This is a genomic window from Pseudarthrobacter cremeus (genome assembly GCF_051857465.1).
Classification (GTDB): Bacteria; Actinomycetota; Actinomycetes; order Actinomycetales; family Micrococcaceae; genus Arthrobacter.
The window spans coordinates 385,011-407,588 of record NZ_JBPZHC010000002.1 but is presented as its reverse complement, the minus strand read 5'-3'; the positions used below and the strand labels follow the sequence as shown (position 1 = coordinate 407,588).

Below are 22,578 nucleotides of genomic sequence, written 5' to 3'. Positions count from 1 at the left end.
GATGACGGGCCCTAGCTGAGCCGGAGCATGACTTTGCTGCTGCCGGACGCCGGATCGCCGAAAACCCGCATGGCTTCGGCTGCCTCGTCGATCCCGTACTTGTGCGTGATGACCGGGGAGACGTCCAGCCCGTTGGCCATGGCCTGGAGGGCGTCGCTGATCTCATCCACAAACCGGTACGAACCGATCCAGGTGATCTCCCGGGTCACCAGGTCCCCCAGGGCCGCGGGCGCCGGTGCGCCGGGCAGGTTCCCGACCTGGACCAGCGTTCCGCCGCGGGCCGTGGCCCGCAGGACACCGCCCAGGACTGCGGGGATCCCCGAGGCTTCGAAGACCAGCTCCATGTCCGCCGGAAGGCCGCCTGAGGACACGTTGACCACGCGGTCCGCGCCCATGGCCTTCGCAACCCGCAACGCAGATTCGTTGATGTCGGCGGCCGTGACGCTGCGGGCGCCGGCAAACTTCGCTGCCGCAACCACCAGCGAGCCGATGGGTCCGGCGCCGTTGACCAGCACGTCCTTGCCGGCCAGCGATCCTGCCCTTTTGACGGCATGCATGGCGACGGCGAGCGGTTCGGCGAGCGCCCCGTGCAGGGTGTCCACGCCCTCGGGCAGCACCCGGATCTGGGATGCCTTGGCGAGCTTGCGTTCGCTGAACCCGCCGTCGGTGTGCGGATCAAAGGCCGCGGATCCGAAGTACCTGATCTGCGGATACAGGTTGGTGCGGCCTGCCAAGCGCTCGGGCATGATGCCATCGCCCACGAGTTCCGCAGGGTGCACCGTGACCGGCTGGCCGACGTCGAGGTTCTGCACTCCGGCGCCCAGCCGGGCTATCCGGCCGGCCACCTCGTGCCCGAGGACCAGCGGCGATTTCAGCGCCGCCGTCCCCGAGGCTCCGTGGCGCCAGTAGGACAGATCGGAACCGCAGATCCCGCCCCATTCGACGTCGATGATTACTTCCCCGGGGCCCGCAACGGGCTCCGGCCGGTCATCAATGCGGAGATCGTTCGCGCCGTGGACGACGACGGCTTTCATACGGCGTCTTCCAGGCGGACCATGTCGCGGCCCCGGACCTCGGGTCCTACGAAGGCCGAGACCAGGGTAATCAGTGAGTAGCCGATGAGCATTGCGGCCAGCGGCCACCAGTGGCCGGTGATGGCGGTGAGGGTGGCGGCCAGCAGCGGGCCGATGGCGGTGGCCAGGATGCCGCCGATTTCCTTGGCCAGGGCGAGCTGGGTGAAGCGGGTGCGGGCTCCGAAGAACTCGGCCATGGTGACGCTTTCCATGGCGAAGAGGCTCAGCACACCGAGGTTCAGTCCGATGACCATGGCGACGGTGATCAGTGCGGTGTTTCCACTGGTGATCATCAGCATCATGGGAATGGCGAAGAGCGCTGTGAGCGAGCTCAGCACGAGGTACAGCGGACGGCGGCCGAAGCGGTCTCCGAGCAGGCCCATGACGGGGATGGTCAGGAAGCCGAGGATGGAGCCGTACATGATGGCACTGGTGCCGACGCTCTTGTCCACCAGGAGGACGGTGGCGAGATAGCCCACCAGGAAGGTCTGGACCAGGCCGGAGTTGCCGGCCTGCCCGAAGCGCAGGCCCAGGGCGATGAGGAATGCTTTGCCCTTGCGCTGGTGCAGTGCGGCTTCGATGGTGCTGGTCTTGACGAGCTCTTCTTCGGCGGCGATTTCCCGCTTGGACAATGCCACACCGTCCACAACGTCGGCACGCTGTTCAAAGACGGGGCTTTCCTTGAGGGAGCGGCGGACCCAGACGGCGAAGATCATCAGGACAAAGCTGAGGAGGAACGGAATGCGCCAGCCCCAGCTGAGCAGCTGGTCTTCGGGCAGTGCGGAGACCAGGATCGCCCAGATGGCGGAGGCGGCCAGCGTGCCCGAGTTCGTGCCGAGGCAGACGAGGGAGGAGATGAGGCCGCGGCGGCGGGCGGGAGCGAATTCAGCGAGCATGACGGTGGCGCCGGCGATCTCGGCCCCGGCACCAAAGCCCTGGGCCAGGCGCAGCGCAACAAGCATTATGGGAGCCCAGACGCCGATCATCGCGTAGGTGGGGAGCACGCCGATGAGGGTGGTGGACGCACCCATCAGCGCGATGGTGATGAAGAGGACCTTCTTGCGGCCGATCCTGTCACCCATGCGGCCGAAGTAGACGGCTCCTGCGAGGCGGGCCACGTAGCCAACGCCGTAGGTCGCCATGGCAGCGATCAGGCCGATGATGGGGCTGACGTCAGGGAAGAAGATCTTGTTGAAGACAATGGCTGCTGCCAGCGAGTACAGCTGGAAGTCCATGAATTCCATGGCGGTTCCCAGCCATCCGGAAACTGCGACTTTGGCGAGTTCCTTGGTGGGTTTTGCTTCCGGTTTGGTGATGGGCGGCGAGATGCTCTCAGTCATCTGGTGCTCCTTTGCAGGCGATGAAAAACAATGGGGAGGCTGAACGGAAGAAGCGTGCCGGCATTCAGGCCAAAGTGACCGCCAGCACCACGTTTACAACTACCATACAAGCACTACCATTCTAGTGTGTCAAGAGAATAGAATGAGTCCATGGCAACCGAGAAGAACGGCAAGGGACACGCGCCGCGACTGTCCGTCAGGGACCAGACCCTGGAAACACTGCGGCGTCGCATTATTTCCCTGCAGCTTCCCCCCGGGGAGCCGCTCTCGGAGAATGAACTGGCACAGGAGCTGGGCGTCAGCAGGACCCCGGTACGCGAAAGCCTGATCCTGCTCCGGGAAGAAGGGCTGGTGCAGGTCTTCCCCCAGATTGGTTCGTTCGTCTCCCTGGTGGATCTTGCCCGCGTCTCCGAGGCCCAGTTTGTCCGGGAGGCCATCGAGTGTGCCTCGATGCGCGATCTCTCCGTGGACAGTGAGGGCATCGCCGGACTGCGCCGGATCCTGCAAAGCCAAACGGACGCCGACGCCGGCGGGGACATTGAGGAATTCTTCCGCCTCGACGAGGACTTTCACCGCGAACTCCTCCGCCTGGCCGGCCACGAGTCCGCCTGGGCTGCGGTCAACTCCGCCAAGGCACATCTTGACCGCGCACGCCGCTTGAGCCTGCTGGACACACGGCCCATCTCAACCCTCATCGAGCAGCACACCGCCGTGGTGGATGCCCTTGAGGCCAACAGGCCAGAGGATGCCGACAGCTCGCTGCGCCTTCACCTTCGGGGCGTTTTTGACGATGTGAAACGGATTCAGGCCGCCACGCCGGAACTCTTTTCGGACGGCACGCTTCCGCGGCCCAGCCGCCGAAGCGTGGCCCGCCTCTCCTGACCGCGCCCAGGCAGTGGACACAACGGAGGAGTACGACGCCGGGACTTCCCGCCGCGGTACTCCTCCGTTGTGCGCTGTGGTTCCGGGACGTTACCGGGCCCGGGCGTGTTCGGCGAGGATGGCGTCGATCTGGCCCGCAGCCTCCTTCATGCCCTCCTCCATGCCCATCTGGACCATCTGCTCCATCTGCTCTTCGGATTCGAACGTGGACCTGATGGTCATCCGGGTGCGGCCGCGGAGGTCTTCAAGGTCCACGGTGGCGTGAGAGCTGCCCAATTCGTCTTGCGGGGCGCCATCGGCATCGGCGAAGCCATCGTCGAACTCAAGCTTCCGCGGCGCCTCGATTGCGGTGAACCGCCACCAGCCGCGAGGCTTGTCCCCCTCAGGTGTAGTCATGTAATAGTCTGCTTTTCCGCCCGGCTTGAAGTCGAACCGGTCAAACGTGGCCGGATAGTTGGGCGGACCCCACCAACGCTCCAGCTGGCGGGGATCCTCCCAGATCTGCCAGACGCGCTCGACGCCGGCGTCGAACTCCGCCACGAGGGTGAGGCAGAGTGCCTCGAGATTCTTGGTGGAACTGATAACAGGCATTGCGCAACCTTCCTATCCTTCAGCCAGAATGTCTGCGATCCGATCGGCGCGCTGCCGCCAGATCTGCTCATATTCGTCAAGCAGCCGGCGGGCTTTCTGCAGGCCTTCGTAGTTTCCCCGCACGATCTGCTCCCTTCCGCGCTTCTCCTTGGTCACCAGGGAAGCGCGCTGCAGCACCGCCACGTGCTTCTGGACGGCGGCGAAGCTCATGGCGTAGAGCGCAGCAAGGCCCGAGACGGAGTACTCTCCGGCTGTTACGAGGCGGACAATGTCCCGCCGGGTGGCGTCAGCCAACGCCTGGAACAAGCGGTCGACGTCCACATCACTGAGCTGATCTACAACCATTTGGTTGTAGATTACGCCCGGCAGGACATAGGTGTCAACGGGTTGCGTCAGAGCCGGAGCATTACTGCGGAACGCACGCTTCGTATGACCCCTCATGCAGCTGCGCCCCGAAGGAGACGAACTCTCCGAACGGCCCATCGCCGGCCAACGCCTTGTAGTTGTTCACGTCCAGCGTCCCCGCCGAAGCCTCCGTGGAAACAATAATTCCCACGCAACTGGCGTGGTCGTTAGCCGCTTGTGCAGCAGGGGCGGCGCTCAATGATGCCAGGATTCCCAACGCCGCTGCGGTCACGGCGCTCCGCGCAATTTTTCCCATTTCAACGTTCCTTTCAAAAGATCAGACCGCTGGCGGGGCCCGAAGCCCCGCCAGCGTTCCGTGGTGAATAGATTGTGGTTACTAGCAGCTGAGAGGCACAGCGCCCTTCAGGCCATTAGGATTCGAGGCACTGCAGCTGAAGATCACCGTTCCGGGGGGCTGTTCAATGACAAGCGAGATGCTGGTCACCGTCAGGACGGGATCCACACCTGTCCAGTTGTTGTTCGGGCATCCAGCTTCCGCGGCAGTTACGGTGTCCTTGGCCGTCAGGACGGCCGCGTTTGTGTCGAGCGTGAGGTTACCGTTCTTGATCGCGTCGCTGGGGATCAGAGTGGGCGCCGTGACGGGACCCTCGACGACTTTATTCTGTCCCGGCGCCTGCTGGCCGCCATTGTTTTCGCACTGATAAACGGCGAACCCTGAAACGGTTACCTTTGCCAGCAGGTCAGCATTACCCAACCCGGCAAGCACGGTATGGCACGTGGTGGAGGAAGTGGCCCCGTTCACCGAGACCGTACAGACCGGTTCACCGTTTTTCTTGAAGTGCGGGCTGGCGGCCTGTGCGGCCGAAACGCCCGTCATGAAGACGATCAGCGCAGCGACGAAGAGCATAACGAATCGACGGACATAGATTTTCATTGCTTGACCTCTTTGTGAAGCAACAGGGGTTTCCACGCTTTGGGTGCATGGAATTTTTTCGGCCGGGGCCGGCACGGACGCCGACGGCGGCACAACGGGCCTTCATTCCCCAGCGCGTGGACCCAAACGCGGCGCCCGATAAGATGTCGGGGCACCTTCGAATACGGGGCATTTCAGAGTGGTGCCCAGCTGAAAGATTACGCTTGGCGGAGTGCCGAGTCCACCATAATTTGGAACCTCGGCACCGCCGGTTTGACGCGGATGCCCGTCATTGACCACAGTGGGTCAGTGCCTGCAAATGTCCCCACCGGAACCAGTGCTCCGGCAGTATCCGACGGGCCTTCCTGGCCGTTGCAGCTCGCAGCCCTCCTCGGATTCCTGGCGCTGTCCTGGGCCGTGTCGCTGGTGGGTTCAATCCCGGTCCGCATCGCGACAGGCAGCTGGTACTCGCAAATGGAACTGGCGCCCTGGAGTCCCCCGGGCATGATGTTCACGTACGTCTGGCTGACGCTGTACGCGGCGATGGCCGTCGCTGCATGGCTGGTGTGGCGGCAGCGTCGCCTGCCGCGCAGGATCGCGCTCAGATTTTACGGGATCCAGCTCGCCCTGAATCTGCTCTGGCCCATGACGTTTTTCGGACTCTATCCCCTGCTGGGCAGCGCGGCGCTTTGGCTGGCGCTGGCGGTGCTTGCAGCACTCTTTCTCGCCGCGATCCTCACGGTGGCGCACTTCGGCCCCATCAGCCGGACAGCGGGTGTGTTGATGCTGCCGAACATTTCATGGCTGGTTTTTTCGGCGTCCCTGAACCTTTACGCGGCCGTCCGTAACTAAGGCCCGCGCCGGGGTGCCCGGGCGTGTAATCGCTCACATTTTCGCCTTTTCGGTTGCGAACGCGCCAGGCGAACCTGAACCATGATCAAGGGACTTCACTCCCGCACTACCAAGATCAGCAATCCTCACCGACGAGGATGCGGCTCCTTCAACGACGACAAGGGGCCGTCAACTGCATGAGCGAAAGTACTGACAATGACGTTTGAAACCACTGACTCCGTAACGCTGAAAATCTGGGACCGGTCTGCCATCGACCACACCCTTGAGGGGATCGTCAACGACCTCTCAGCCAGGGCAAACGCCCCCAAGGGCCACATCGCGGTCCACTGCAGCGGCCCCAACACCTTCACGGTCAGCGTCCGCGGCTAGCATCTCGGCCCGCGACGCCTGAACCGTTCAAAACAAAAGGAAGCGGACGACGCCGGAACCTCCCGGCGTCGTCCGCTTCCTTTTTGTGGTGACGCGTCCGGCTACTTCGCGTGGGCGCCTGCGGCCAGGCGCTCGGCGATATCCGCGCGGAGGTCCTTCTTGTTGATCTTGCCCACCTTGGTGGTGGGCAGCTCGTCCACGACAACCAGGTGCTCGGGGATCTTGAAGGCCGCTACACCGGTGCGGCGCAGGAGGTCCTGGATTTGTTCGAGGGTGACCTCGGTACCGGGTTTAACGGTGATGTAGAGGCAGAGCCGTTCGCCAAGGATCTGGTCCGGCATCGCAATGGCCGCTGCCATGGTCACGTCCTCAAGCCGGTAGACCAGGCTTTCGATTTCCTCGGCGGAGATCTTCTCGCCGCCGCGGTTGATCATGTCCTTGTCGCGGCCCTGGACAATCAGGTTCCCGTCGGGGCGGCGCTCCACGATGTCCCCGCTGGCGTACCAGCCGCCCGGAGTGAAGGCACGGGCGTTTGCTTCAGGAGCGCGGTAATAGCCGCGCGGGGTATAGGGGCCGCGGGTCAGGATGGACCCTGCGACGCCGTCGGGGAGGTCCTCCCCGAACTCGTCCACAATCCTGACTTCGTCGGCTTCGGAGACCGGGCGGCCCTGTGTGGTGCAGATGACGTCCTCCGGGTCATCCAGCCGCGTCGTGTTGATGAGCCCCTCGGCCATGCCGAAGACCTGCTGCAGTGTGGCGCCCAGGACAGGCTTGACCTTCCGGGCAATTTCGTCCGGCAGCCGGGAGCCGCCCACCTGGATTACCTCGAGGGTGGAGAGCCGGCTGCCGCCGGTTTCCTGCTGGTATTCAATCCACCGCTGGGCCACGGCGGGCACAGCGGTGGACAGCGTCACTTTCTCGCGCTCAATAGTGGCGAAGGCCTTGCGCGGCTCGGGACTGGGCAGCATGACTGCCCGGCCGCCTGCGAACAGGACTCCGAGGATGCCGGGGCAGGCCAGCGGGAAGTTGTGGCTGGCGGGAAGGGTCCCCAGGTAGACGGTGTCCTCGGTGACACCTGTGGGGATGGAGCAGGCTTTGATGTTGTAGGCGTAGTCGTTGTGGGTCCTGGTGATGAGCTTGGGCAGGCCGGTGGTGCCGCCGGAGAGCAGGAACAGGGCGGGCGAGTCCGGCGGCGGCGCCGCAGCGTCCAGCCTTGCCCGTGCGCCGGCGGCGTCCTGGCCCGGTGCCAGGACGTCGCCTTGCCCGTGCGCCGGCGGCGTCCTGGCCCGGTGCCAGGACGTCCTCAAGGCGCAGGTTCCTGGTGTTTGCCTCACCCGACACGAGGATGTACTCCAGTGACGGAATTTCTGCCGCGAGGCCTTCCGCAAGGGCCTGGTACTCAAAGTCCTTGATGACGTCCGGCACAGCAATGGCCCGCGCTTCAGAGAGTTCGGTGAGGAAGGACAGCTCGTACTGCCGGTGCGCGGGCAGGGCCATAACGGGGATGATGCCGGACCGGAAGCAGGCGAGTGTCAGGACGGTGAACTGCCAGCCGTTGGGCAGCTGGACCATGATGCGGTCATCCGGTTTCAGGCCCAGCTGGAGGAGCCGTTCGGCGGCGGCGTCCATTCTGTTGGCGAGTTCGGCGTAGGTGAGGCGGACGTCCCCGTCCACCACAGCGGTTTTCCCGGGAAGCCTGTCGGCGGTGTCCAGGACGTACGCTCCCAGCGGGCGGTCTTCCCAGTAGCCTTTGGCGCGGAATTCTGCGGCGAGGTCCGCCGGCCAGGCTATGGTGCCTTCACTGGTGTGGCTGGTCATTCCTTGTCCTCCTCGACATTGATGACGACGGCGTCAAGGGCTATGAGCCCGTCACGGGTCAAGCGTACGGGGTTGATTTCTATCTCTGCGATTGAGTCGTTGGAGACCAGTGCTTCGCCCAGCCTGACCAGTACCGCTGCGAGTTCGGCGGTTTCGAGCACCGGTCCGGAGCGGAAGCCGTAGAGCAGGTCGCGGGCCTGCAGCTCGGCAGGCATGCCCTCGGCCTCACGGGCGGACAGCGGAGCCGAGCGGATGGAAACATCGGCGTAGACCTCGGCGGCGGTGCCACCGAGGCCCACCACAACGATCGGTCCGAAGACGGGATCGCGGCGCACCCCGACTACCAGGTCCACGCCGGCAGGGGCCATCTTCTCGATCAGGAATTCGCGGGCACCGGCGGCCTCCAGCCCGTCCAAAGCCAGGTCCATTGCGGCGGTGGAGTCCACGCCCAGGTGTACTCCGCCGATCTCGGTTTTGTGCAGGACGGCGGCGTCGAGCAGCTTGACCGCAACCGGGCCGCCGATCTCGGTGAGTGCTTGATGGGCTTCCGCGCGCGTGGCGCAGCTGCGCCGTGCGGGGGTGGCGATATCGAGTGCGCCGAGGAGTTCCTTGGCCCGGTTCTCGTCCCAGGGCCCTTCGAGGTCCGGCCAGATGAATGTACCGGCCGGGACCTGGGAGCGCTGGAACCGGCCTCGGGCGTCGTTGACCAGGGCTGTAATGCCGTGAGCCAGGGAGGTCGGTCCACTGATCAGGGGCAGGCCGTGCAACTGAGCGGACTTGCGGGCGCTTTCAACGTCGCCGTCGGGTCCGTCCACGCCGATCAGGAAGGGCAGGTCCTGTGCTGCGCCGGATTCGGCAACGGACAGCGGCAGGTCGGCCACGGGCTCTGTCAGCCCATAGACGGCCACAACGTCGATGGCCGGGTCTGCGGCGACGGCCGCCACGATCTGTCCGTAACCGGGTCCGGGGCGGCCGGTGTCCACGGGGTTTGCCTGGAAGGTGATCGGCGGAAGCAGCGTGGCGATGGTGTCCTGGCTCGACTGGGCCAGCCGGGGCAGGGTCACGCCTGCGCTGTGCAGGGCGTCGGCAATGAGCAGGCCGGGGCCGGCCTGCCCGGTGATGAGTGCGACGCCGGGGTTGGCCGCGGGTGCAAGGCGGCGGCCGGCGAGTGCGGTGACGGCGGCAACCAGCTGGGTCTCGTCCTCGACGATGACGGCGCCGGCCTGTTTGAGGACCGACCGCGTAGTACGCCAGGACGTCGCCAACGCGCCGGTGTGGGACTGCGCGAACTCGGAAACGTCGTTCCGTCCAACGACCAGGGCCACCACCGGCTTGACGGCGCTGAGGCGTGCGACGGCATCGATCAGGGCCGGGCCGTCGGCGACGGTTTCCAGATGCAGGGCAACGGCCTTGGTCTGTTCGTCGGAGATCAGGTAGTCCAGGACATCGGGTGCGGTGATGTCCGTACCCGCGCCGATGCCCACGGCGAGGCTGACGCCCACTCCGGCGCGCTGCAGGTGGAAGGCCAGGACATGGTTTACGCCGCCGCTGGCTGCCACCACAGCCACGGAGCCGGGTTGCAGTTCGGCGACGCCGGGCACGAAGCTCGCGCGGAGATTCCGGTGCGGAACGAAGAAGCCGGAGGTGTTGGGTCCGAGGAGCCGGATTCTGGTCTCGCGGACAGCTGCCTCGACATCGTGGGCAAAGCCGATGCCGGGGCCGCCCGCTTCGGCGAAACCGCCGGCGCAGACCAAGGCGGCTTTCACGCCGCTGGCGGCACTGTCGCGCAGGGCCTGGGCGGTGGCCGAGGCCGGAACACAGAGCACGGCGAGATCGGGGCCGCCGGGGATGGCGGTCGCGGCGCCGGCGATGCTGGTGTGCATCCCGTTCTCGCCGCGATTATTCACCAGTTCCACTGGGGCAGGGAAGGCTGAGAGCGACTGCGCCATGACAGCGCCGAGTTTCTCGGGGCTGGAGGATGCGCCGACGACGATGATGCCGCGGGGCGCGAAGAGCGGGCTCAGGTTATGCATCGGTTTTTGCCCCCACTGTTGTGGCGACGGCGTCGGCCCGGCCGGAGAGAACCAGCGTCAGCGCGGACACCGGGCCCCGGTCATCGACGATGACGCTCGTCAGGCCGCGGCCCAGCCGGGCTTCCTCGGAAAGCAGGGTGCGGGTGAACGGGTTGCCGCCCTGGATCACAACCACCGCTGCCTGGGCAGGCAGCTGGTCAAAGGATGCGGCGAGGCCCTGCTCGGTGTCGGGTGCGGTGAGCAGCATTCCGGTGGTGGCGTCGGCGTCGGCCGGGTCGGTGACCAGTCTGATGCTTCCGCCGGGGCCGCTCAGTGCCGGCCGGCCGTTCTCCTGAGTCAGTGACAGCAGGCGCCCGCCGAGCCGCACGGATCCGGCGTCGAGCGGTGTGTCCAGCGGTGTGTGCCCGTGCCTGGCGAGCCAGTCCTGCTCGACTGCATCCACGAGGCCTGCGTCGCGCAGTCGGATCTTGTCGATGGTGATGCTGCGGGAGAAGAAGTGGAAGGTGAACTGGGCTGGATCGAAAGCGTCGTAGTACCTGCCGAAATGTTCCCACCAGCTCAGTCCGCCGCGTGCCTGGTTCTGGATCTTGGCGACTTGCGGCTGACGCTCGTTTTCGTAGTTGACGAAAGCGGTTTCAAGGTCATCCTCGTGGGCGGCGACTTCACGGACCAGGGTGATGGCGTCTTCCATGGCCATTTTGGTGCCGGAGCCGACGGAGAAGTGCGCGGTATGCACAGCATCGCCTAGCAGGACGACGTTTCCTTTATGCCAGGTCCGGGTGCGGCGGGTGCGGAAGTTGGCCCACCGGGAGTTGTTGGCCACCAGCGGCTCACCCGCGATGTCCTCAGCGAACAGCTTTTCGAGGAACCGCTGGGTTTTCAGGTCGGAGGCGCCCGGGGGCTGGCTGACGTCGAACTCGTCCAGGCCGGCCCTGCGCCAGGTTTCCTCGTCCGTTTCGACGATGAAGGTGCTCAGGTCCTTGCTGATCGGGTAGCCATGGACGGCGAAGTTGCCGAACTCGCTTTTGCGGTGGACGAACGTCATGCCTTTGAACCTGTGGCTCGTGCCGAACCAGATGAACTTGGCCGTGGCCATCTCCGCCGTGTGGCCCAGGTCTTCTCCGAGCTGTACGCGCGTGGATGAGTTGGCACCGTCGGCGCCCACGATCAGGTCGAAACCATCCAGCCCTGACAGATCAGGGACGTTTTCACCGAAGCGCATGTCGACGCCGGCTTCCGCCGCGCGTTCCTGCATCAGCTGAAGGAGAGTCTTGCGGTTGATGGCCGCCATGCCGTTGCCACCGAAGGACTTCTGCTCGCCTTTGAGCCAGACCTCGATGTCATCCCAGTGGGTGCCGAAGTCCATCAGCCCGTTGCGGACAACAGGATCTGGGACGGGCCTGCCAATAACGCCCTCCACGAACGCGCGGGCCTGGAGCCCCAGCTGTCCATGAACGCGGCTGAACAGGCTGAATGCTGCCGGGCCTGGCCAATCCGCGGGCTGCAGCTCAGCGGGCAGCTCTGGGTCACGGAAGGGAAAGCGCCGGAAATCATCGGTGATCCGGGTCCGCTCAACGAGCGCGAGCTTCCCATCCTTGGCGAGGTTGCCCTGCGCATTGTCCAGGTGCCCATATTCGGCCAGGAAGTCCGCATAGTCCCTCCGCAGCGATTCCAGGTCCCAGCAGCGCGCTGCCAGTTCCCGCGCCGCTTCCGCATCATCCGAGCCGCACCAGAGGACGTCGAGGCGTGCGCTGGTATACCGGACTGCAAGCTCACGGGCCTCCTGGGCGAGGTCGTGCGGGGCTAGCCATGTGGAAGGTGAGAGCTGGCCGAAGCCGGTCCACGCCAGTTGCTTTCGTAGCTGTTCACGTACCGAGCGGTCAGATTCCGGCACCTGGTAAATGACCATGGTCCAGCGCCCCCGCCAGGGCTCAACCTTGGGGCGGAAGATCCGGCGGCGGCCGTGGACCAGCAGCTCAAGCATGTGCTCACTCAGGACATAGACCGTCTCGCGGCCCTCCCGGCGGGTGGTGAACCACCCCTCCTTCTTCAGCCGGGACATACTGACCCTGACAGTGGCAGGCTCCATGCCGAACGCCACCATCAGCTCGGTGAGTTCGCCCAGTTTGATCTCGCCGCCGGCGTAACGAAGATAGTCGCCGAAGAGGTTCAGCACGAGCGACCGGGGCGTCTCCGGCATGGGGATTCCTCTGGTTGATGTGATATGTAACATCAAAGATAGCGCTACGCAGCAAGATGTTACACAGCACCAAGAGGGGCCATGCCCGCCCGGGCCCGCCAACCGGCCTTACATCCTGGCCTGGCGGCCCACCATCTCGTTGATCCAGACCGGCGCGAACGGCGACGTGCAGTTCGGCGGCGTGGGGTAGTCCTTGAGGACCTCAAGCCGCTCGCCAATATCGAGCGCGCGGGCCCGGTACTCTGCGTGCTCGATCCCGATGAAGGCCAGTGTGGTGTTCATCGCCCATTGCAGCCGGTCCGGGGCGTCCTTCATCTCCGCCTCGATGATGTCCAGCAGCTCCGTGAGGTTGAGCCCCTCCGGCTTCTTTACCACCCGCTCGCTCGTCAGAGCCCAGCCGGCACTTGCCACGACCGGATCCGGGTCAGCCGTCCAGGCCAGGCGCAGGTCCTCCGCATGCGGGCTCTTCTTCACCACGTAGTTGACGAGCCAGTCGTGCACCTTGGGAGAGCGTGCCTCGCGCAACATGGCATCCAGTTCGCCGCGGCCGAAGTCCTTCGGCCGGCAGATCAGCAGGGCGAGCAGTCTCGCCGAGGTCTCGTTCGTCGCCCACAGCGCCCGCGCAAGTTCCTGCTGCGTCTTCAGCCGCGTGGCCACAGCGCGGAGCCGGGACAGGTTCACCCCGTGGTCATCGCCGCGCTTCTCGTTCGCCGCGCGAACCTTCGGATCGTCCAGCCGGGCAAGTTCGGCCATTACATCGGCCAGCGCCCCGGCCATTGTCGTCGCGGACATGTTTTCCTCCCGGTTAGCTTGCATGGGTTCCAGCCTACGGCCGGCCGGATCGCCGCGGGACTGCTAAGCCACCACTTCCTCGCCTTGTCCTACCGGCTGCCCGATGATGCCGGAGACAAAGCCCGTCGCGGCGGGCCCGAGCTGGCGGTGCACTGCACCAAAAAGCTGATAAGCCTCGCTGCTCGGCCACTCAGCGGGCTGCAGCTCGAGCGGCAAGTACGGGTCACGGAAAGGGAAGCGGCGGAAGTCACCGATGATTCGCATCCGCTCCAGGAGGGCTTCCCGGCCATCCCTTCGGGCGTTCCCCGCTTCGTTATTGAAGGCTGAATAGGTGCGGATGAACTGCCGGTAGTCCGCGCCCAGCTGATCCAGGTCCCAGCAACGGCCGGCAAGCTCCCTGTCCTCCTGAAGATCGTCCGTCCCGCACCAGAGGGCATCCACCTTCGCCAGGGGGTGCTCGGCGGCGATCTCGCGAACCTCCAGCATCAGGTCATGCGGACTCAGCCAAGTAGAGGGCGAGAGCTGGCCGAACCCGTGCCACGCGAGCTGCTTCCGGAGCTGCTCCCGGACCGCACGTTCGGACTCGGGGACCTGGTAGATCGCCATGGTCCAGCGGCCCTCCCAGTGCTCGTCCCGCCGTCGGAAGATCCTTTCCCGCCCCTCGTCCAGGATCTCGAGCAGGTGTGGAGTCAGGGCATAGAGCGTTTCACGTCCCACGCGCCTGGTGGTGAACCAGCCTTCTTTCCGCAGGCGCGACAAGTTGACCCGGACGGTGGCCGCCTCGACATCGAAGACAGCCAGGAGCTCTGTGATGTCCGCAAGCCTGACCTCGCCCCCGGCGTAGCGGAGATAGTCCCCGAACAGGTCCAGGATCAGGGCCCTGGGTTTCCACTGCATGGCAGCTCCTCCAATTCTTTGTGCGGCGGCGCATCGACCGGCGGCCGGTAAACGTGAAACAAAATGATTGACGCGCAACATGTTTGTGTTACATTCAGTTGTGGGTCAGATCACAGCCGACCCGATCTCTGGCACAGCCACAACGTCGTGTATATCACCTGGAGTCCCCCAAATGGCTTTTAAATCGCCTGCTTCATCTCCGGTTCGCCCTCCCAAATCGGCAGCCGCAGTCATCTTCCTCTGCTTCCTGGCCATCGTCTTCGACGGATACGATCTGGTGGTCTACGGCGCAATCGTCCCCAAGCTGCTGGCCTACCAGCCCTGGGGCCTCACACCGGTGGAGACCGGCGCAATCGGCAGCTACGCGCTGGCCGGCATGTTCATCGGCGCCATCCTCATCGGGTACCTCACGGACATTGTGGGTCGCCGCAGGGTGATGATGGTGTCCATCGCATCCTTCTCGCTGCTGATGATGCTCACTGCCTGGGCGCCGACCCCGGAACTCTTCGGCCTGTTCCGCTTCCTGGCCGGACTGGGCCTCGGCGGTGTGATCCCGACGGCGATCGCCCTCACGGTCGAGTTCTCCAAGTCCAACCGCCGCAACTTCAACAACGCGCTGATGTTTTCCGGCTACGCGGTGGGCGGCATTCTCGCGGCACTCCTCTCGCTGGCGTTCCTGAACACCCTTGGCTTCCAAGGGATGCTGGCCTTGGGCGGAATCCCGCTCATCGCCGTCGTCCCCGTACTGTTCAAGTTCCTGCCCGAATCCCCTGCATACCTGGCTGCAAAGGGTGACCGGGCACGGGCCGAGCGCATCATCAGCGAGTACGGCCTGGAGCCCCTGCCTGCGGCGCCGGCCGAGGGCGCAGCACCTGCTGCGGGCCGCTTCCGCACCCTGCTGACCGGACGGCTGCTCGGGGCAATGATCCTCTTCTGCCTGGCCGGCATCTGTGGACAGACCCTCGTCTACGGGCTCAACACCTGGCTCCCGCAGCTGATGGTTATCGCCAAATACTCCCTGGCATCGTCCCTGACATTCCTGCTGACGGTGAACATCGGTGCCGTCATTGGCGTCATTGTGTCCTCACGCCTGGCAGACCGCTTTGGTCCCCGCCCGGTCACGGCTGTGGCCTTTGCAAGCTCCGGACTCGCCCTGGTCCTGATGGGCACGGGCATCATGCCCCTGCCGGCCATGTACCTGCTCGTCGCCGTGGTCGGGTTCGGCTCGGTGGGCGCCCAGATCCTCGTCAACGGGTTCGTCGCCACCTACTTCTCCGGCGCAACGCGGGCCACCGCTTTGGGCATCACACTCGGGATTGGCCGGATCGGCGCCGTACTGGCCATTTCTGGAGGCGGCATCCTGGTGGCTGCAGCCCTGGGCAACTTCATCAACTTCTCCGTATGGGCCATCGCCGCGGCAATCGGCGTAGCCGCCGTCCTGTGCGTCCCCAGGCTCCTGGCCGCCGAGCCGGTCGGCTCCGGTGCAGAGGCAACCGCCGGCGAGCCGGCTGCCGGCGTCATCTCACACTGACCCCAGCGAGAATGACAGAAGCGGACGACGCCGGGACCTCCCGGCGTCGTCCGCTTCCGTTTGCGCCACGCTTTGCCATTCATACTTTCAAAGTACCAATCAATCGAAATTAGATATTTTTCATTGACGAATGAATCCCTTACGCTGACTCACGTTACGGACGTGATGCCAGGCACACAATGATGTGTGCCGCTGGGTCACTGGCCGGAAGATTCATGGGCAACACAGCCCTCAATGTTGAAGGAGAGTCATCGGTGACTAAAGCGGCTTATAACGTCCAGGACGTTATCAACACCACGCCCATGGGGGTTAAACGCTGGTCCGTTGTGGTCCTGTGCTTCATCATCGCCCTGCTGGACGGGTTTGATACGCAGTCGATTGCCTTCATTGGCCCGGCTATTGCTGAGGACTTCGGCCTCCAGGCCACCGACATGACCTGGGTCATCACCGCGAGCACAGTTGGCATGTGTGCCGGCGCTATGACGCTGGGAACCTTCGGCGACAGGATCGGCCGTAAGAAGACCATCCTGCTGGCCCTCATCCTTTTCGGCGTTTTTTCCCTTGCGGGTGCCTTCGCACAGACGCTGGAGCAGATCGTCGTCCTCCGTTTCCTGATCGGATTGGGCATGGGCGGCGCCACGCCCGCCTTGCTTGCTCTCACCGCGGAATTCAGTCCAAAAGCCCGCCGCGGCACTTTCATGACACTGGTGCTGCTGGGGCTGCCTGGTGGCGCGTTGCTCGGCGGCCTGGTGGCCGCGGCCTGGCTTCCTGTGATGGGCTGGCGAGGCATCTTCCTGGTGGGCGGCGTGCTGCCGCTTGCCCTTTTGCTGGTCTGCCTCAAATTCCTGCCTGAATCACCGGTCTTCCTTGCAACAAAGCGCACTCCGGCTGCGCAGGCGGAGGCACGCCGAATCATGGAAGCCATCTCCGGCAAGTTGGTGGACCCGGAGGCCGAACTTGTCACCGGTGACAAGAAGGAAGAGCGGAGCTCCATTGCGGCCCTGTTTTCGGCGAGATATCGCATGGTTACCATCGCAGTATTTGCCACTTACCTGCTGAACTGGATCGCCTGGTACCTGCTGCTGTTGTGGATGCCCACCGCCCTCAAGACCTTGGGGTTGGCCGCCTCGCAGGCGGCCATGGGCACCGTGACCGTGAATGGTGCCTTCATCCTGTTTGCCATCCCGCTGTCCATCCTCCTGCCGAAGGTCAACGCCCGGAAATTGCTGTTGGCAATGTTTGGCGCGGGCGTACTGATTGCGCTGGGTCTGGGCATGGCCGGATCAAACTTCGCCCTGGTCTTCATCCTCATCGGCTTGGCAGGCTTCGGAATCGGTGGCCAGCAACTGGCCTTGAACTATTTGATCGCCAACGCCTATCCCACCCAACTGCGCGCCACGGCGACGGGCTGGGGAATCGGCATCGGCCGCCTCGGCTCGATCGTCGGGTCAGCCCTCGGTGGCCTGATCCTCACCAGCCTGGGCGCCTCCGGCTACTTCATGGCGTTGGCCGTGCCGCTGGTCCTGGCCGGCGTGGCGACGCTGATGGTCCGTAGCTCCGCAGCTTCCGCTGCGGTTGCAAGCAGCCCGACGATGCCCCTCGAGAATGAACCCGCCCGCTGACTTTCTACTGGACGCACGTGGAGCCGCCCGGGGCACAGAGGTCAGGCGGCGCCGATTTCGCGGTTTACCGCAGGCATGATTTCGGTGGCGAGGAGCTCGATGGAGCGCGCGGTTTCAGCGAACGGCAGGCCGCCAAGGCCGATCTGTGCCATGTAGCGGCTGTTGCCCAGGGTCTGGTGGATTTCCAGGAGCTTCTCGGTGACCTGCTGCGGGCTTCCCACCAGCAGCCCGCCGCCCGGCTCGCTCCAGTCGTCAAAGGTGGAGCGCGGAAAGTGGTCCACGGGGCGGGGCATGTTCTGTTCGAAGTAGGCCCGGTAGTGCGGGTAGAAGGTGTCGCGGGCCTGCTGCGAGGTGGCCGCAGCGTAGAAGTGGCCGCCCACCCCGACCGGCAGGGCCGCGGAGTCATGGCCTGCTTCGTCAGCGGAGTGCCGGTAGAGCTCCGCAAGGCGCCGGAACCGTTCCGGCCCGGACAACAGCGCGATGAACAGGGGCAGGCCCAGCCGTCCTGCCCGGGCGAAGCTTGCCGGGGTCCCGCCCACGCCCACCCAGACCGGGAGCTTTTCCTGCAGGGGCCTGGGCGCGATGTCCATGCCCGGAATGCTTTGGGTCAGGTCTCCGTTCCAGGTCAGGGTGGCGTTGTCCCGCAGTTCGAGGAGCATCCGGAGCTTCTCGTCGAACAGGCCGTCGTAGTCTTCGGTCCGGTGGCCGAACAGGGGGTAGGACTCAATGAACGCCCCGCGGCCGGCTATGATCTCGGCGCGTCCGTCACTGATGAGGTCCAGGGTGGCGAACTGCTCAAAAAGCCGGACGGGGTCCTGCGTGGACAGCACGGTGACGGCGGTGCTGAGCCTGAGGTTGGTGGTTTCCCGGGCAATCGCCGCAAGCAGTATCTCCGGGGCCGAGATGGCGAAGTCGTGCCGGTGGTGCTCCCCCAACCCCAGGAAGCTGAGGCCTGCCTGGTCCGCCAGCTTGGCCAGCTCAATGATTTCCTTGAGCCGCTGCTGCGGGGAGAGGGCGGTGCCTGTGGTGGTGTTGCGGGAAAGTTCGCCGAAGGTGATGATGCCAAAGTCCATGGTTATTTGAACATTCAATCTTCTGAATACATTCCTGAGGCGGGCGGACGACGGCGGGCGGATGCCGCCGTCGTCCGCTCACCATCTGTTGTTAACCCCTGAAGGGGACCTTATCCCAGGAGAGGACCTCGCTGCCGGCGGCGCTGTTCCCGGCCACCGTGAACCTGACGTAGTTGGTGGCGTTGTTGGAGCCGTCCACCGTGATGCGCTGCAGGTTATCCGCTCCCGAACCGCCGCCGTAGACCTGAAGCCAGGGTGAGCCTTCGGCAAGTGGCTGGTTCTGGGCGAACACGTGGCTGTCCCCGTTGATGAGGTAAACGGGCCCGTCAAAACGGTTGGTCTCCGCAATGATCGTCTGCACAATCTCCCGGAAACCGGACATCGTTTCGGGGTTGGCGAGGGCGGCGTCGAGCAGTGACGGGTCGAACATGTCGGCCTGGGTCATCAGGACCACCGCACGGTCGTTGCGGCGGGTGGCATCACTGAAGGTTTCGCGGATTTGGGCCAGGTCAGCCCCGACCCTGTGCTCCACTTCAGCCAACTGCTCCGGCGTTGGGGCCGTTTTGCGGAGACCCGTCCACGGCAGGAGCGAGTTGTTGCTGCCCTGGATGTTCACCACCGAGAAGGCCACGCGGTTCTGGGTGAAGCGGACGTTCTCCGGCAGTCCGAGGCTTTCCTGGGTCTTAACCGGCATGGTCTCGCCGAGGGTCTTGCCGGGTTCATTGAAGAAGACTTCGCGCAGCTTGTCCAGGCGCTCCAGGGGGTTGTATGCGCCGTTGTTGGTCCGGTGGCAGTCCACCCATTCGTTGTCGCCCGGAGTGAAGACCAGCGGGTGCTCGAACGTGTCGAACTCGGAGCGGATGTGCTCGAAGTATTCGTCTGAACAGACTGACGACCCGTTCTTGATGTCGCCCACATGGGCCACAAACTTCAGGTCACTGTCGGCGTTGATGTCCTGGATGCGGGCGGGGAACTTCGCGATCTCGGCGGCGCCGTACGGGATGTCGCCGATGACACCGAACGTGAAGGCCTGTTCGCCGGGGGCCTTGTCCTCGGCGGCGTTGGCGGGCAGGGCCCACGTGCCGATGCCGGCCGCGATGAGGGCCACTAGTGCGGCGGTGTTGAATCTGTTCAGGCGCATGGGGATTCCTAACTTCATGAAGGGGTGCGTGAACAGACTTCCCGCCGCGGACCAACGCCGGCCGACGCTCAGGTTGCGCGGCAGTGAACACTGTCGCCCCGGCAGTCCCAAGGTAGACGGGACATGAACACGTCCGGCACGCCCGTTCCGGTCCCACACACTTAGCACGTGCGTACATTCGGTGTTGAAGAAGAATTCCTGATCGTTGACCCAACCAGCGGCCGTGCCCTCCCGCTGGCCGGGGAGCTGCTTCGGCTCCACGATCCCGGCGAACACTCCGCCGGCCACACCTCACGTGTCCCCGAACTTGCGGCCGAACTCCATCAGGAGCAGCTTGAAGTCATCACCCGTCCCCACAGCAGCCTGCCCGCACTGGCCGGCGACATCCGGGCGGGCCGGAGCTATGCGGACTCGCTGGCACAAGGGATCGGAGCCAGGCTCGCGGCCTTGGCCACGTCACCGCTGCCCGTCACCACGCACGCCACGAGGAACGACCGGTACGACGCGCTCATGGACAAGTTTGCCCTGACAGCCCGGGAGCAGCTGACCTGCGGATACCACGTCCATGTGTCAGTCAGCTCGGACGAGGAAGGCGTCGCGGTCCTTGACCGGATCAGAGCCTGGCTGCCGTCGCTGACTGCCTTGAGCTCCAATTCACCGTTCTGGAACGGCACCGACAGCGGCTATGCCAGTTTCCGGACCCAGGCCTGGAACCGCTGGTCAAGCGCCGGGCCGGCTGAGGTCTTCGGCTCCGCAGGCGCCTACCACTCACTGGTGCGCGGGCTCGCGGTCACCGGAGTCGTTGCCAACCCGGATTTTGATGCCCGCTTGTCAGCACGTCACCCGACAGTCGAGGTCCGGGTTTCCGATGTCTGCCTGGACGCGCGGGACGCTGTCCTGATCGCGGCTTTGGTGCGGGCACTGGTCGAGACGGCGGCGAGGGAGTGGCAGGCGGGCCGGCAACCGGATATGGTCCCCGCGGCAATACTGCGCCAGGGTGCGTGGCTTGCCAGCCGCTTCGGTGTACATGGCCAGCTGCTCCATCCGCTGACCCACCGGCCCGCGCCGGCGCGAACCGTCCTCACCGCACTGGGCAACCATGTGCGGGACGCATTGGAGGACGCCGGGGACACCGGTTACGTTGCAGAGTCACTGCAGCGAATCCTCCACCACGGCACGGGTTCCACCCTCCAACGGCAGGCCTTCCCGCACGGCGGATTGGCGTACGTCGTCGCCAACGCTGTTTCCCTGACCCACCGTGATCCTGCCGATCACCTGGTCCTGGGCGGGGCAGCCGCCGCCTAAGCGGCCGGATGGGTGAATGAACTCTCCATGAATTCCCGGCTCTCCCGGAAGAAAAGCACCGGCTCGGCAACTGCCGGATCCATGGTTCTCAGATGGCTCCCAGGAAGCCTTCGACGAACAGGTTCGCCCGCTCGTTGACGTACTGCTCCAGTGGCACGAAACCTGTCGTGTTCTTGGCACGCCGGATGGAGGCAGCCGCGGCGATGTACAGCCGGGAGGTCTCGGCCACGAGCACAAAGCGCGGCGGCGGGAACCATTCAGTCGCTCCGTCCAGCGGCCTGGAATCCGCAAGATCCGGCTCATGGGCCAGCTGCAGATAATGCGTGATGCCCTCCTGCAGGGGGACGTCCCCGCTGGGGAGGGCGAGCTGGAGCGCCCCCTCGTGCGTGACGTTCAGGTACACGGCACCATGCGGATGGTAGGTGAAGGTCCCGCCCTCCCGAGTGAAGAGGGCGTCGGCCACCGGGTAGGCCGTTCCGGGGATGGCGTCGAGGATTCCTGCTGCCGCGTAGGTCTCCAGCGTCCGCAACCCCAGTTCCCGCAGGAAAGGTGCAAGCGGTTCAAGCCGTCGCCGCAGTTCCGCCTCATCAGCGTCCATCATGGGCCGATCGTACGCCCGCGGCGGGCAGCTTCCCAGAGCCGGCCCGCTCAGTCGCCAACGGCTTCCCGCGCCCGGCGCACGATGAGGGCGTCGGGCTCATAGACCACCGAGGTGTCCTTCTGGTCATAATCGAACTGGTTCAGGAACCAGCGCATGGCGTTGATCCGGCCGCGCTTCTTGTCGTTGGACTTGATGGTGATCCACGGCGCATGATCCGTGTCCGTCCGCAGAAAGGTCTGTTCCTTGGCCTGGGTGTACGCCTCCCAGCGGTCCAGGGAGGCAAGATCCATCGGCGAAAGCTTCCAGCGCCGGACCGGGTCAATCTGGCGGATCGCAAAGCGGGTGCGCTGTTCGTGGCGGGTCACGGAGAACCAGAATTTGTGGAGATGGACGCCGGAGTCGACCAGCATTTTCTCAAAGAGCGGCGCCTGGCCCATAAAGGTCTGGTACTCCTCCTCCGTGCAAAAGCCCATCACACGTTCCACGTTTGCCCGGTTGTACCAGGAGCGGTCGAACAGCACGATTTCGCCCGCGGAGGGCAGGTGCTGGATGTAGCGCTGGAAGTACCACTGGCTCTGTTCACGGTCCGAGGGTTTGCTGAGGGCCACGGTCCTGGCCGAGCGCGGATTCAGGTGCTCGGTGAAGCGTTTGATGGTTCCGCCTTTGCCGGCGGCGTCGCGTCCCTCGAAGACGACCACGTTTTTAAGGCCCCGGTCCTGGCCCCAGTACTGGAATTTCAGCAGTTCCACCTGCAGGCGGTATTTCTCGAGTTCATACTCCTGGCGTGACATCCGCTCGTTGTACGGGTAGCCCTCCCGCCAGGTCTCCACCGCCGAACCTCCGGGATCAATGAGCTCCGGATCCTCGCCCTCCCCGCCGCGCACGCTGTACCCCAGCTCCACGAGCTGGTCGATTGCCTCACGGAGGTTTTCCCGGACCCACGACTGGTCCGCGGGAGTCCACGGGCTGCTGCTTCCCTGCGCCATCAGGTCTCCCTCCGGACATGAGTGCCGTCGTCGGAATCATAACAAGCCGGTCCGGCCCCCACCACGGTGGCCGGACGACGGCGGGACAACCCGCCGTCGTCCGATTAAGTCAGCATACTTAGCATTAAGCCCGATTCGGGTTTACGATGAAAGAGTAAGCGGCGGGCGGATGCCCGCAGCAACCAATCGGAGG

Annotated in this window: 21 protein-coding genes and 1 pseudogene; 6 read left to right on the top strand and 16 right to left on the bottom strand. The window is 64.8% G+C overall.

Annotated elements, in window-relative coordinates:
* Positions 1-11: 11 nt before the first annotated feature.
* Complete coding sequence (locus ACS5PJ_RS05585; protein ID WP_439433919.1) at positions 12-1,034, bottom strand: L-idonate 5-dehydrogenase; 1,023 nt, start codon at positions 1,032-1,034, stop codon at positions 12-14.
* Positions 1,031-2,413, bottom strand: coding sequence for an MFS transporter (locus ACS5PJ_RS05580; RefSeq protein ID WP_439433918.1), 1,383 nt, complete (start codon positions 2,411-2,413; stop codon positions 1,031-1,033). The genes ACS5PJ_RS05585 and ACS5PJ_RS05580 overlap by 4 nt, the downstream gene beginning before the upstream one ends.
* A gap of 150 nt (positions 2,414-2,563) precedes the next feature.
* Here ACS5PJ_RS05580 and ACS5PJ_RS05575 point away from each other — a divergent pair, with 150 nt between their 5' ends.
* Positions 2,564-3,295, top strand: coding sequence for a GntR family transcriptional regulator (locus ACS5PJ_RS05575; RefSeq protein ID WP_439433917.1), 732 nt, complete (start codon positions 2,564-2,566; stop codon positions 3,293-3,295).
* Positions 3,296-3,385: 90 nt separating this feature from the next.
* Here the strand turns inward: ACS5PJ_RS05575 and ACS5PJ_RS05570 are convergent, their stop codons facing one another.
* From ACS5PJ_RS05570 to ACS5PJ_RS05555, 4 genes are all read right to left on the bottom strand, one after another.
* On the bottom strand, positions 3,386-3,886 hold the full coding sequence (locus ACS5PJ_RS05570; protein WP_439433916.1) for an SRPBCC family protein: 501 nt from the start codon (positions 3,884-3,886) through the stop codon (positions 3,386-3,388).
* A 12-nt stretch (positions 3,887-3,898) separates the two neighbouring features.
* A complete protein-coding gene (locus ACS5PJ_RS05565) occupies positions 3,899-4,231 on the bottom strand; it encodes an ArsR/SmtB family transcription factor (RefSeq protein WP_439433915.1) in 333 nt (110 codons plus the stop codon).
* Positions 4,232-4,292: 61 nt separating this feature from the next.
* Positions 4,293-4,547 (bottom strand): hypothetical protein, encoded by a 255-nt coding sequence (locus ACS5PJ_RS05560; protein WP_439433914.1) that lies wholly within the window; start codon positions 4,545-4,547, stop codon positions 4,293-4,295.
* Positions 4,548-4,628: 81 nt separating this feature from the next.
* Positions 4,629-5,222: a hypothetical protein gene (locus tag ACS5PJ_RS05555; RefSeq protein WP_439433913.1), complete on the bottom strand. Its 594-nt coding sequence runs from the start codon at positions 5,220-5,222 to the stop codon at positions 4,629-4,631.
* A 252-nt stretch (positions 5,223-5,474) separates the two neighbouring features.
* Here ACS5PJ_RS05555 and ACS5PJ_RS05550 point away from each other — a divergent pair, with 252 nt between their 5' ends.
* Together ACS5PJ_RS05550 and ACS5PJ_RS05545 are read left to right on the top strand one after the other, a co-directional pair.
* Complete coding sequence (locus ACS5PJ_RS05550) at positions 5,475-6,017, top strand: TspO/MBR family protein (protein ID WP_439433912.1); 543 nt, start codon at positions 5,475-5,477, stop codon at positions 6,015-6,017.
* A gap of 195 nt (positions 6,018-6,212) precedes the next feature.
* Complete coding sequence (locus tag ACS5PJ_RS05545) at positions 6,213-6,386, top strand: hypothetical protein (protein WP_354149141.1); 174 nt, start codon at positions 6,213-6,215, stop codon at positions 6,384-6,386.
* Between the two features lie 101 nt (positions 6,387-6,487).
* Here ACS5PJ_RS05545 and ACS5PJ_RS05540 read toward each other — a convergent pair whose 3' ends face one another.
* The 6 genes and pseudogenes from ACS5PJ_RS05540 to ACS5PJ_RS05515 form a co-directional block, all read right to left on the bottom strand.
* Positions 6,488-7,693, bottom strand: a complete 1,206-nt coding sequence (locus tag ACS5PJ_RS05540; protein ID WP_439433911.1) for a (2,3-dihydroxybenzoyl)adenylate synthase — start codon at positions 7,691-7,693, stop codon at positions 6,488-6,490.
* A gap of 100 nt (positions 7,694-7,793) precedes the next feature.
* Positions 7,794-8,204, bottom strand: a pseudogene (locus tag ACS5PJ_RS05535) (AMP-binding protein); the annotation flags it as partial.
* Positions 8,201-10,237, bottom strand: a complete 2,037-nt coding sequence (locus ACS5PJ_RS05530; protein ID WP_439433910.1) for an acetate--CoA ligase family protein — start codon at positions 10,235-10,237, stop codon at positions 8,201-8,203. The gene ACS5PJ_RS05530 and the pseudogene ACS5PJ_RS05535, both read right to left, overlap by 4 nt.
* Positions 10,230-12,437 carry a PaaX family transcriptional regulator C-terminal domain-containing protein gene (locus ACS5PJ_RS05525; RefSeq protein ID WP_439433909.1) on the bottom strand — a complete coding sequence of 736 codons (2,208 nt, stop codon included), beginning with the start codon at positions 12,435-12,437 and terminating at the stop codon, positions 10,230-10,232. Before ACS5PJ_RS05525 ends, ACS5PJ_RS05530 begins: the two co-directional genes overlap by 8 nt.
* 108 nt (positions 12,438-12,545) lie before the next feature.
* The gene (locus ACS5PJ_RS05520; protein WP_439434118.1) at positions 12,546-13,229 is read right to left on the bottom strand and encodes a DNA alkylation repair protein; all 684 of its coding nucleotides are present in this window, start codon (positions 13,227-13,229) and stop codon (positions 12,546-12,548) included.
* A gap of 63 nt (positions 13,230-13,292) precedes the next feature.
* A complete protein-coding gene (locus ACS5PJ_RS05515; protein WP_439433908.1) occupies positions 13,293-14,126 on the bottom strand; it encodes a PaaX family transcriptional regulator in 834 nt (277 codons plus the stop codon).
* A 172-nt stretch (positions 14,127-14,298) separates the two neighbouring features.
* Here ACS5PJ_RS05515 and ACS5PJ_RS05510 point away from each other — a divergent pair, with 172 nt between their 5' ends.
* On the top strand, positions 14,299-15,657 hold the full coding sequence (locus tag ACS5PJ_RS05510; RefSeq protein WP_439433907.1) for an MFS transporter: 1,359 nt from the start codon (positions 14,299-14,301) through the stop codon (positions 15,655-15,657).
* 254 nt (positions 15,658-15,911) lie between these two features.
* A complete protein-coding gene (locus ACS5PJ_RS05505; protein ID WP_439433906.1) occupies positions 15,912-17,279 on the top strand; it encodes an MFS transporter in 1,368 nt (455 codons plus the stop codon).
* A gap of 41 nt (positions 17,280-17,320) precedes the next feature.
* Here the strand turns inward: ACS5PJ_RS05505 and ACS5PJ_RS05500 are convergent, their stop codons facing one another.
* Both ACS5PJ_RS05500 and ACS5PJ_RS05495 read right to left on the bottom strand, forming a co-directional pair.
* A complete protein-coding gene (locus tag ACS5PJ_RS05500) occupies positions 17,321-18,352 on the bottom strand; it encodes an LLM class flavin-dependent oxidoreductase (RefSeq protein WP_439433905.1) in 1,032 nt (343 codons plus the stop codon).
* A gap of 91 nt (positions 18,353-18,443) precedes the next feature.
* Positions 18,444-19,493 carry a metallophosphoesterase family protein gene (locus ACS5PJ_RS05495; RefSeq protein WP_439433904.1) on the bottom strand — a complete coding sequence of 350 codons (1,050 nt, stop codon included), beginning with the start codon at positions 19,491-19,493 and terminating at the stop codon, positions 18,444-18,446.
* A 168-nt stretch (positions 19,494-19,661) separates the two neighbouring features.
* On the opposite strand from ACS5PJ_RS05495, the gene ACS5PJ_RS05490 reads away from it, so the two are divergent.
* Complete coding sequence (locus tag ACS5PJ_RS05490) at positions 19,662-20,798, top strand: glutamate--cysteine ligase (RefSeq protein ID WP_439433903.1); 1,137 nt, start codon at positions 19,662-19,664, stop codon at positions 20,796-20,798.
* 88 nt (positions 20,799-20,886) lie between these two features.
* Here the strand turns inward: ACS5PJ_RS05490 and ACS5PJ_RS05485 are convergent, their stop codons facing one another.
* Entirely contained in the window at positions 20,887-21,399 is a 513-nt protein-coding gene (locus ACS5PJ_RS05485; RefSeq protein WP_439433902.1) for a hypothetical protein, read from the bottom strand.
* 47 nt (positions 21,400-21,446) lie between these two features.
* Complete coding sequence (ppk2, locus tag ACS5PJ_RS05480; protein WP_439433901.1) at positions 21,447-22,385, bottom strand: polyphosphate kinase 2; 939 nt, start codon at positions 22,383-22,385, stop codon at positions 21,447-21,449.
* Positions 22,386-22,578 lie beyond the last annotated feature (193 nt).